The organism is Streptomyces sp. Ru72 (genome assembly GCF_002920635.1).
In the GTDB taxonomy this organism is placed as follows: domain Bacteria; phylum Actinomycetota; class Actinomycetes; order Streptomycetales; family Streptomycetaceae; genus Streptomyces.
This window is the reverse complement of the sequence record NZ_PQSR01000092.1, coordinates 22,426-31,684: the sequence shown is the minus strand read 5'-3', so window position 1 is coordinate 31,684 and position 9,259 is coordinate 22,426. Positions and strand designations below refer to the sequence as shown.

At 70.0% G+C, this 9,259-nt stretch carries 7 protein-coding genes and 1 pseudogene; 2 read left to right on the top strand and 6 right to left on the bottom strand.

What is annotated here, in order from left to right; all coding sequences use genetic code 11:
* Positions 1-349 precede the first annotated feature (349 nt).
* Positions 350-517 carry a hypothetical protein gene (locus C3488_RS40840; protein ID WP_181139267.1) on the bottom strand — a complete coding sequence of 56 codons (168 nt, stop codon included), beginning with the start codon at positions 515-517 and terminating at the stop codon, positions 350-352.
* 131 nt (positions 518-648) lie between these two features.
* Entirely contained in the window at positions 649-1,080 is a 432-nt protein-coding gene (locus tag C3488_RS30845) for a hypothetical protein (protein WP_103844180.1), read from the bottom strand.
* 325 nt (positions 1,081-1,405) lie between these two features.
* Between C3488_RS30845 and C3488_RS30840 the strand changes: the two genes are divergently transcribed.
* Together C3488_RS30840 and C3488_RS30835 are read left to right on the top strand one after the other, a co-directional pair.
* Positions 1,406-3,916, top strand: a complete 2,511-nt coding sequence (locus C3488_RS30840) for a DEAD/DEAH box helicase (RefSeq protein ID WP_103844179.1) — start codon at positions 1,406-1,408, stop codon at positions 3,914-3,916.
* A gap of 148 nt (positions 3,917-4,064) precedes the next feature.
* Entirely contained in the window at positions 4,065-4,658 is a 594-nt protein-coding gene (locus C3488_RS30835) for a helix-turn-helix domain-containing protein (protein WP_103844178.1), read from the top strand.
* 88 nt (positions 4,659-4,746) lie between these two features.
* On the opposite strand, the gene C3488_RS30830 is transcribed toward C3488_RS30835, so the two are convergent.
* The 4 genes and pseudogenes from C3488_RS30830 to C3488_RS42765 all read right to left on the bottom strand — a co-directional run bounded on the left by C3488_RS30830 (position 4,747) and on the right by C3488_RS42765 (position 9,062).
* Positions 4,747-5,358 (bottom strand): DUF6000 family protein, encoded by a 612-nt coding sequence (locus tag C3488_RS30830; RefSeq protein WP_103844183.1) that lies wholly within the window; start codon positions 5,356-5,358, stop codon positions 4,747-4,749.
* Between the two features lie 237 nt (positions 5,359-5,595).
* On the bottom strand, positions 5,596-6,705 hold the full coding sequence (locus C3488_RS30825) for a hypothetical protein (RefSeq protein ID WP_258053778.1): 1,110 nt from the start codon (positions 6,703-6,705) through the stop codon (positions 5,596-5,598).
* Between the two features lie 13 nt (positions 6,706-6,718).
* A complete protein-coding gene (locus tag C3488_RS30820; RefSeq protein WP_181139266.1) occupies positions 6,719-7,462 on the bottom strand; it encodes an ATP-binding protein in 744 nt (247 codons plus the stop codon).
* Positions 7,459-9,062, bottom strand: a pseudogene (locus C3488_RS42765) (Mu transposase C-terminal domain-containing protein). Before C3488_RS42765 ends, C3488_RS30820 begins: the two are co-directional and overlap by 4 nt.
* Positions 9,063-9,259: the final 197 nt, after the last annotated feature.

Genomic DNA, 9,259 nt, shown 5'->3' with positions numbered 1-9,259 from the left:
CGCCCGAAGCAAGCGAACCACCGCGCTGCGCGCGGTGGTTGCGCTCCCGCTCCGCGGGAGCGCTGGCGGGATGCTGCGCATCCCGCTCATCCTGCTTGCGCAGCAAGCAGGATGACGCTCCGTCCGCTGCGCTCCCGGAGCGGCGGGACTGCGTCCCGCTGAGGGGCTTCCGCTTCGCTTCAGCCCGTGCAGGCGGGGTCGCTGCGCTCCCCCGCCTAGCGGTCCTTCCGGCTGCGCCTCCAGGACCGTTGCGGCCCGCTGACGCGGGCCGGGCTGGCTATAGGCGGAAGGGGGTGGCCGTAGGTCTGCCCTGTAGTGACGAACCGTCACTGGAGGCGCAGGCCTGGGGTCAGCGTCTGCGGGCCCAGCCGGCACCGACTCCGGCCACGTGCAAAGCCAGAGCCGTCAGTCCCAGCAGCATGACGTTCGTCGAAGAGAACACATCGTTGGTGCTGATGTCTGCCGCGTTGATCAAAAACGCGAGGAAGAACAGCACCGCCGCGACTATGCCGAGCACGAAACGAGCTCCTCTCAAAGGGGGCGAAGCCCGTATGCCCAGTCTTCGCTCCCGCAGACCCCGGGAGCGAAGACACAGGACGTCCGGGTCGCGCGGAGGGCGGCCTGGGGCTGGTGCGGCTGGAATCGGGGTCAGTCTTGCTCCGGCTTGCGCGGGGGTGCCCACGGCTTCACGAGAGGCGGCGGGCCCTCCAGGGCACTGCGGAACTTCTCCTTCAGGCTTTTCGGCGGGGATTGCGTCTCTTCCTGCGAGTGCATGAGCCGGGCCGTGGTCACCCGCACATGACATTCCCGGTGACCCTGTCTCACAAGCACCACCCAGGCGCCGTCTTGAGCGAGGAACGCGTGTCGGGCCGGCTCGTCTCCCGGCCGCGCATGCCGGGCCAGTACGCCCGGCATGTAGTGCAGGGCCGCGTCCTCGGCCGCTGCGACCGCCTCCGCCTCATCCGGGCCGATTTGGTGCGTGCCTACCAGCATCCACCGGTGCAGCTTCAGCTCTACGCCGTCGGCGCGCTCAGTTATCCGGGTGTCCTCTTCGATGAGGACGTACCACTCGGCAGTCATGGCCGGCGTCTACCTGTCTTCCGGGGCGTCGTGCGCCCTTCTTTCCGATGCACGCGGGCAGTGGAAAGGGCCCCCGGCGGTTGAAAACTATCATGCTGTTGCTGTCTTCCACTCTGTGGTGCTTCATTTTGTAACTGCGATAGACTCTGGAACGATGATTAGGCCACCATCGAGGTCACCGGAACCGCTATCGCCGTCAGCCATTGCATCGGGCCTACATGACGACCGCGGGTCCTTCTGGCTAACCTGCGGGTCAGCTCCCGCTACTGGGCGGCTTTTTGGTCCCTTGGTACCGCACCGACACCACAGCAGAAGGCTGACCGGTATGGCAGTGAAAGAGCTCCGTCCCCACCAGCGTGAAGCCGTGGACGCGGTACTCCGCTCCCTGGAATTCCCTGCAAGATCGACAGTTCCGGAGCGGGGACTGCGTACTCAGGTGATCATGGCGACCGGGACCGGCAAGACGCTCGTCGCCGTGCGCAGCGCCGAGGAACTCCATGCGGGCCGTGTGCTGGTGCTCGTCCCCTCGATCGATCTGCTCGCCCAGACCGAGGCCGCGTGGCGCGAGGGAGGCCGCACAGGCCCGATGATCGGGGTCTCCTCCCTGCGCGGGGATGAGGCAGGCTTCCCCAACACCACGGACGTGGACGAGTTGGTGGCCTGGGCGCGGCCGTTCGACAAGATCACGGTGTTCGCCACCTACGCCTCGCTGGGACTGGGCACCCTGGAGCAGGCGCACAAGGCCGGCCTACTGGGATGGGACCTGATCGTCGTGGACGAGGCCCACCGAACGTCAGGGCGGCTGGGCAAGCCGTGGGCGGTCGTCCACGACAACACCCGCATCCCCGCCCTGCGCCGCCTATACATGACGGCCACGCCCCGGCTGTGGCAGCTGGACGAAGAGGCCGAGCAGGGCGCGCCGGGCGAGCTGGTCGCATCGATGGAGGACGACCCGGACGGGCCGTTCGGCGCCAGGTGCTACACGCTGACGCTCTCGGATGCCATCGACAGGGGAATCTGTGCCCCCTACCAGGTGGTGTGTGTCGACATCACCGACACCCAGCTCCAGGCAGCCCAGCTCCTGGGCGCTGAGGGCCGCTCGGACGAGATCCGTGGGGCGCGGCTCGCGGCCCTGCAGACCGCGCTGGTGAAGGCGTCAGCCGAGGAAGGATTCCGCAGGACGCTGGTCTTCCACCACGTCGTCAAGGAGGCCGAGGCCTTCGCGGCCGGCCTCCCGGACGTCGCCGCGCAGCTGCACGCCGCCGACCCTGAGCTGTACCCACGCACGATCTGGGCCAACTGGCTGTGCGGCGAGCACAAGCCCAACCACCGGCGGCGGGTTCTTGCGGAGTTCGCGGCCGGGATCGCCGCGGACGGCACGGTCGTGGAGAAGGGCTTCCTGGGCTCGGTGAAGGTGCTGGGCGAGGGCGTCGACACCAAGAACTGTGACAGCGTCTACTGGGCTGACGTGCGCGGTTCCATGCCGGATCTGGTCCAGGCGGTGGGCCGGGCGCTGCGGATGCAGCCCGGTGAGGGCAAGGTCGCCTCGCTCGTGGTGCCGGTCCTGCTCGGGCCGGGTGAGACGGCGGACAACATGCTCACTTCCCGGGCGTTCGGGGGGTTGGCGAAGCTGCTGGAGGCGCTCAGGGCCCATGACGCCCGGGTGGTGGAGACTCTGGCGCAGCAGCAGGCACAAAGCCGTGTCAGGGGCGTACAAAGCCGCAGCGGGAGCCAGGAGAGCCGAGGCGAGGGGGAAGGGTCCGGTGGGCCGTCGGCGCCTGCCCGGCAGCTGCTGAAGTTCTCCACGCCGCGTGACCCCGCCCAGCTGGCGGCGTTCATCAACCTGCGCGTCCTCAACCCCGAACACGCCCACTGGCGGCGCGGCATCGAAGCCTCCGTCATCTACGCCCGCGAGCACGGCGACCTGAAGGTCCCGTTCACGTTCCGCGTGCCCGGCCGCGACGACCAGGAGGCGGAAGCCGAAGGGTGGCCGGCCACGCTCGCCGGGTTCCCCCTTGGGCAATGGATCGCCGACGCCCGCCGCGTCTACGCCCGCGGAGACATGGACGAAGACCGCGTCCAGCAGCTGCAGAAGCTGGGCATGATCTGGAGCCACTTCGACGTCGCCTGGGAAGAAGGCCTGGCCGCCGCACGTGGGTGGGCAGCAGAGGCGGGCCACCTCCTGGCTCCGCTGGACGCCACCTACCAGGGGTACCGGGTGGGCATCTGGCTGAAGAACCAGCGGGCCGCCGCCCGGAAAGCCGCCGAGAACGAGCAACGGCGCGCCGAAGGCCTGCCCGTTCCGTCGGCAGCCGGGGCGCTGCCGGAGGAGCGGCGCGAGCAGCTGGAGGAGATCGACCCCTCCTGGTGCCCCACCTGGCCAGTGGAATGGCAACGCGCCTTCCACCTGACCCGGCTGCACCTGGAGGCCGGCGGCACGCTGCCCGTGTCGCCGGGCGAGGTCGTGCACCAGGGCGAGGACCTTGGCCGGTGGGTCCGCTCCGTCCGCCTCGGCTGGGACAAACTCACCACCGTGCAGCAGTGGATGTGCGAGCACATCCTCGGGATCGAGCCCGCGGCCGAGGACGAGAAGCCGCGCCCGCGCCGGACGCAGGCCGACAAGTGGGCGATGAACTACGCGGCCGCCAAGCAGTACTACGAGCGTGAGGGGCACCTGCGGGTGCCGAGGAAACACGTCGAGACGATCGTCGGCGAGGACCAGGAGGAGCGACAGCTCCGGCTTGGCGCATGGATCGGGAATCAGCGGAGCAGGGCCGCCACGCTGTCGCCGGAGCGGGTAGAGCAACTGTCCGCCATCGGGATGCGCTGGGCGTAGTCGATGGCGGTGGGGCGTGCGTAGCCGATGACAGTTGGTGCTGTCACGGGAACGCCGGAACCGATGGTCGGGGCCGGACGGTGTGGGAGAACTGACGCCACGGGCTGCAGGAGCTGGCCCTGTCGGCTGGCCGCTGGGGGAGGCGGACGTGGGGCAGATCGAGCAGGGGCTGGAGCAGGCGTTGCGCACCCGGTCCGTTCCCTTGAGCACCGAGGCTCGTCTGCGGTTTCTGCTGGCGACGCACAAGGGTTCCACCCGGAGGGTGGCCGCCGTGCTGGGGGTGTCGCAGCGCACCGTGCAGCGGTGGGTGACGAAGAAGCCCGGAGCGCGACGTCCGCAGGGTCCGCTGCATGTCCGAGTGATCGAGGAAGCGGTCCTGGCGCGGTGGCAGCCCCGGGTACGAGCGCGTCGGCGTGCCCAGGCCGAAGCGGAGGGGTTCGTCTTCCACACCAGGGCCCGGTTCGGGTTCGCCGCTGCGGCCGGCTCCTCCGACGATCCGCGGGTGCGGTGGATCACTCAGTACCTGCCAGGAGAGGTCGCCCGTGAGCTGTTCGCTGCCCGGGACGCCGACGCGGGCGAGCAACAGCAGATGGTGATCCTCGCCCGCGCCCTGGGGCACGCATACTTCCGCGACGGGGGCCGTCGCGCCTACGGCTTGCACATCGCCTTCAGCGACCTGGAGTTCGCCGACTTCTCCATCGGATGGCCTCCCTTCCGACCAGGAATCGGGAAGGCGCGTTGAGTGGGTGCGTGTTCTCCGGCTCCGGCTGGGGCGTCCGGGCCCCCTCCACGGCCGCCGTCACACGAGACCGCGACGAGGTGCGCTGCCGCTACCTCGCTCCGGCGCATTCGTCGACGATTGCGCAGAGCCGGCGAATCAGGTTCAGGTAGGTGGCGGGATCCGCGGTGCGCTGCATGTGGGACGCGTCCTGGAGCCATTGTTGCCACAAGCCACCCGAGCCCAGGAAACGCGCGGCTTGGTCGCCTCCGAGATTCAGGTCGATGAACAGGAGAGCGCCCATGGCCACGGTCTGGTCGTATGCGAGGTCGGGGCGGCGAAGATAGCGATCAAGGTAGGCGGCGAGCAGATCGGCGTCGCGCGACGTGCCGAAACTGGCCAAGGCCACGCAATAGGCAAGTCCAGCACAGCAGACCTCGCTGGCCAGCAGGAGCTCCCCCAGGCGCTCACGGAACTCAGTCCGGCGGGAGACAGCCACGAGCCATGCCGCGGTCCTCCGCTCCCGCCAACCGCCCTCAAGGAGGGTGGCGATCTCTTGCGCGGTGATCAATCCCGCGTCCTCGCCCAGGTCTCGCACGAATCGGCCGTACTCAGGACTTGGCATGCGCAGCAAGCTGCCGCTGAGCTTCAGATAGCGCCGCTCGGGCGTGACATAGCGGCGAACCAAGGCCAGCAGTTCGGCATCCTCGTGGGCATGGCGCATCACAGGTCCGATCCTGGCTCGCTGGTGCGCAACGCGACCAGCCCTTTTTGACATTGCGCTGCTGTTCCTCGGGAAGAAGTGACAACTGCTGTGCCGTCGGCGTTGCGGTGCCAAGGAGCTTGCCCCGCCGGTGACGCCCCCGGTGCCTTGCTCGTGGGGGATCCTAGATCGGGACAACTCTCAAATGGCAACTACCGCGCCTCGGCACACGCGTGGCCGCCCCGCAGGCGCGCCCGTTCAGCCCTGCGAGGGCCTGGTGCGTACGGCCAGCATTGCTTCGTACCTGTTGGTCTCGTGTCGCTCGCGCCAGTCCCACTCCACATGGCCGGCCGGGCCTTGGCGGCGGGCTGCGGGCGGCTGTGGCGGGCGCAGCCTGGCCGTCTCGGCCACGCGCAGCAGGTGTGCACGGTCTCCTGGCGTGGCGAGCAGTTGCTGTTCCTCGCCGGATAGGAGCCGGGCGAAGCAGGCTGCGGCCTGCAGGAAGATGCTCGCCCAGGGCGGTACGGGGTAGGCGGCGCAGCCGTCGGTGTAGCGGGCGCGGTCGTGCAGGGCGAGCGTGGCCGCGGCGGGGTCGTAGTCGCGGGGGCGTGCGGTAGCGAGTTGCTGGAGGGAGGCGCCGGTGATCAGTGCGGCGGCAACGGCCGCGGCCAGGCGAGGATGTGCGGTCGCCCCATGAAGCCGATGAGCGACGCGCTGGGCCGTGTGCGGGGTGAGGAGCACGGGCGGCGGACGGTGCCGCCAGGCGATCAGCGGTGGCGCGCACGGGGCGGCGCAGGGGGTCGGGCTGTCGTAGGAGACGAGACGGTCCAGTGCAGGCAGAGTGAGCCAGCCGCCTTCGGACCGGGCAGGCGTTTGCGCGGGTGGGGGTTCGGCGGCGGCCGTGCCGTAGTAGTGGCGGCGGGCGGCCTCGAAGTCAGTGGTGATGGCGTGGTTGACCGTCTGCAAGGCCTGGTGCAGGGCAGTGGGCAGGCGAGGGCGGTGGCAGACCAAGGTCAGATGTATGCCGGTGAGGGCGCGCAGTTGCAGGAGACGCATCGTGCGGCGGGGGTTAAGGCGGTGGGCACGCAGGACGGTCAGCCGGGTGACGGGCAGAGCGGTCATCCAGGCGGTGGCAGCTTCCCAGGCGGGCTGACGGCCACCGGGGAAGCCGCCTGGGAGCAGGGGCGGTTTACCCAGGGTGGCCAGAAGGTCGTGGGCGAGGCCGGTCTCGCTGGTGGTGCCCGGGCCGGGATGCAGGGTGAGCCGACCGGATGACGGATGGTGGGCGGCCAAAGCGGTGTGCGTGTGAATCACGTCGTCATGGCGGTCGATGACCACGGTGACGGGCGGTGGCACGGCGAGCGGCATCGTGGCGTGGTGATCAGGCAAGGCGGCTGAAGGCCCAGCGCAGCAGCTCCTGGTCGACCCGAGAGCGGCCGGTGCGGGCCAGAGCGGTGCGGGTGTGGGCAGTCAGCTGGGCCCAGGCACGGAAGTTGCCGTGGGCGGCGTGACTGTCGGCGAACGTGATGTCCTCGGGGTCAGCGTCGGCCCAGATCGGGTGGAACAGAGGGATGGCCTCGAGGACCTCGCTGCGGGTGAGGCGGGTGAAGTGCTGCCAGATGAAGACACGGGAGGACAGCATCGGTTCACGGCGCAGCACGGTGTGGCAGCCCTCCCCGCCGACGAAGATGATCGCGAGCTGGGTGGAGGGTTCGTCCCACAGGTAGCGGAAGTATTCGAACGCCTCCCCGCCTGGCCACTGGACCTCGTCGACGAGGAAGGTACGGGGGCGTTCGGCCAGGGCCGTCTTCAGCAGGCGGTCGAACTCGCTGGGGTGGCGCGGTGGCTCGCCGGCCAGGTCGAGGGCGGTGAACAGCTCGTAGCGCACCGCGCGGGCCGTGGGCCGGGCCCGGAAAGTGATCTTTCGGACGTCCTCACCGGGTTCGGGTGCGCGCAGGCAGGTATTGACAGCGAGGGTCTTGCCGAAGCCGGCGCCGCCATGGATGCACATCATCGCGCGGGCAGCGACCGTGTCGGTGATGTTCTCCCGTGCGGTGAGCAGGGCGCGGGTGGTGACCACGGAGGCGTCGGGCAGGTCGACGTACTGGTAGGTGGCCGCGGTCACGAGGCGTCTCCGTCTTCATCGGTGGTGGAGGGTACGGCCCGCCCGTCGCAGCCGTCCGGGGGCGGAAGCGCCGTCAGCGCCGTACGGGTACCGGACGGGCGGGCCGGCGCGGTCAGCGCGGCCAGGGAAGCCGGGGTGCGCCAGTCGGCCGGGAGTGCGGCGTGCGGGATGACGTCCGGCATCGCGAGCTGCGCGAGGTCGGAGTCGGCAGGCTGGGCGAGTTCGGCCTCGGCCTGCGCGGTGGTCAGCGCGCCGAGCCGCCGAGGGGGCTCGGCCTGGGTAGCGGCGGCATAGCGCTCGCGCTGCGAGGCCTCCAGGTCCTTCTTCAGGCGGCGCGCACGGGCGGCCCGCGTTTTCCGTACGGCACTGACCTGTTCCTCGGTGGCCTGATCGGCCAGGTCCGCGGGACCGAGGTAGCGGCCAGTGGCGGCGTGGTAGACCTCGATGCGGTGGTCGTGGTGGGGCATGAAGCGGATCCGGACCTGGATACCGGCCTGGCCGGTCATCCACGGCCCCACGTAGTCGCGTTTCCTGAAACGGATGCCGCGGGTGGTCAGCATGCGGGTACCGGCGTCCTCCAGGGTGAACGTCCACAGATCCGCGGCCGGCACGTCCCGCAGCGGGGTGGGATCGTCCTGCCACGCCTGAAGCGGAGTCTTGCCCCGCAACGGCGCCGGGCGGTGCTCGGTGTTCCACCAGAGCGTCCAGGCCAGAAGCTGGGTGGTGAAGTCCTCGAAGCCCAGCAGCACTTCGTCCTTCGGACGGAAGGAGCGTTTGCCGGGGCACGGCTGGCGGGCGTAGCCGGGCAGCGCGGCCAGGAACATGCTCTCCACCGCCCGGTTCAGGCCCTCCACGGTGCCCTTGGGGTGTAGGCGGGCAGGTCCTCCACCGTCACGTCCAGGAGATCGAACGCTGCGGTCACCGTCCGGGACAGGAAGTCCTTGCCACGGTCCACCCGTACCTTCTCGGGCACGCCGCCGAACGGGCCGTAGGGGTCCTCGCGCAGCACGGCGGAGCGCAGCGCAGCCAGTACCGACTCCCGCGACGGATGCCCGGGCGTGACCGCAACGCCGGTGACCGCGTTCGTCGAGCAGTCGGTGAACCAGGTGATCCACGGCCTGCGGGCATGGCCGTCGACGTCGACCAGCACCGCCGCCTGGACGTGGTCGGTCTCCCACACCTGGTTCCGCCAGCCCCGCGGCCGGGCCAGGAACACATCATACTTGCGCGCCGCCCGCTCCCCACCTGCAAGCCCGGCCCGCTCCCCCGGCGTCAGATCACGGCGGATCGCCCGGTGCAGCGTCGGGATCGACGGAGGAGACTCGCCCTCGCCCCTGGCCGCGCGAGCGGTCAGCTCACGATGCACCGCCGCGACGTTGCCCTTCCACAGCCCCAGCAGAGCCCGGACCTCATCAGTAACCGTGAACCGCCCCGGATACGCAGCCCGCTCCCCCGGTGCCCGGGCCGCAGCCTCGTCCCGCTCGGCGGCCGCCAGCCACCGCCACACCGCACGCTCCCGCACCCCCAGCACGTCCGCCGCCGACCTCACCTGCCCAGTGGTGAGGTTCCCCTCCCGCCGCAGGGCCAGCAGACGGCGCACCGCCGGCCCCCGCAACGCCCGAACCGACACAGCCGGCAAAGCCCCACCCGAATCACCACCCGCCCCTTCCGGGGCCAGACCCTGCTCTCCCTGATCCACACCCCCGAGCACACCAACACCCACCGGCAAGCGGATCAGAACTCACGAAACTGACACAGCGTCACCCCTCATGCAATAACGCCCCAGAACAGCAATAC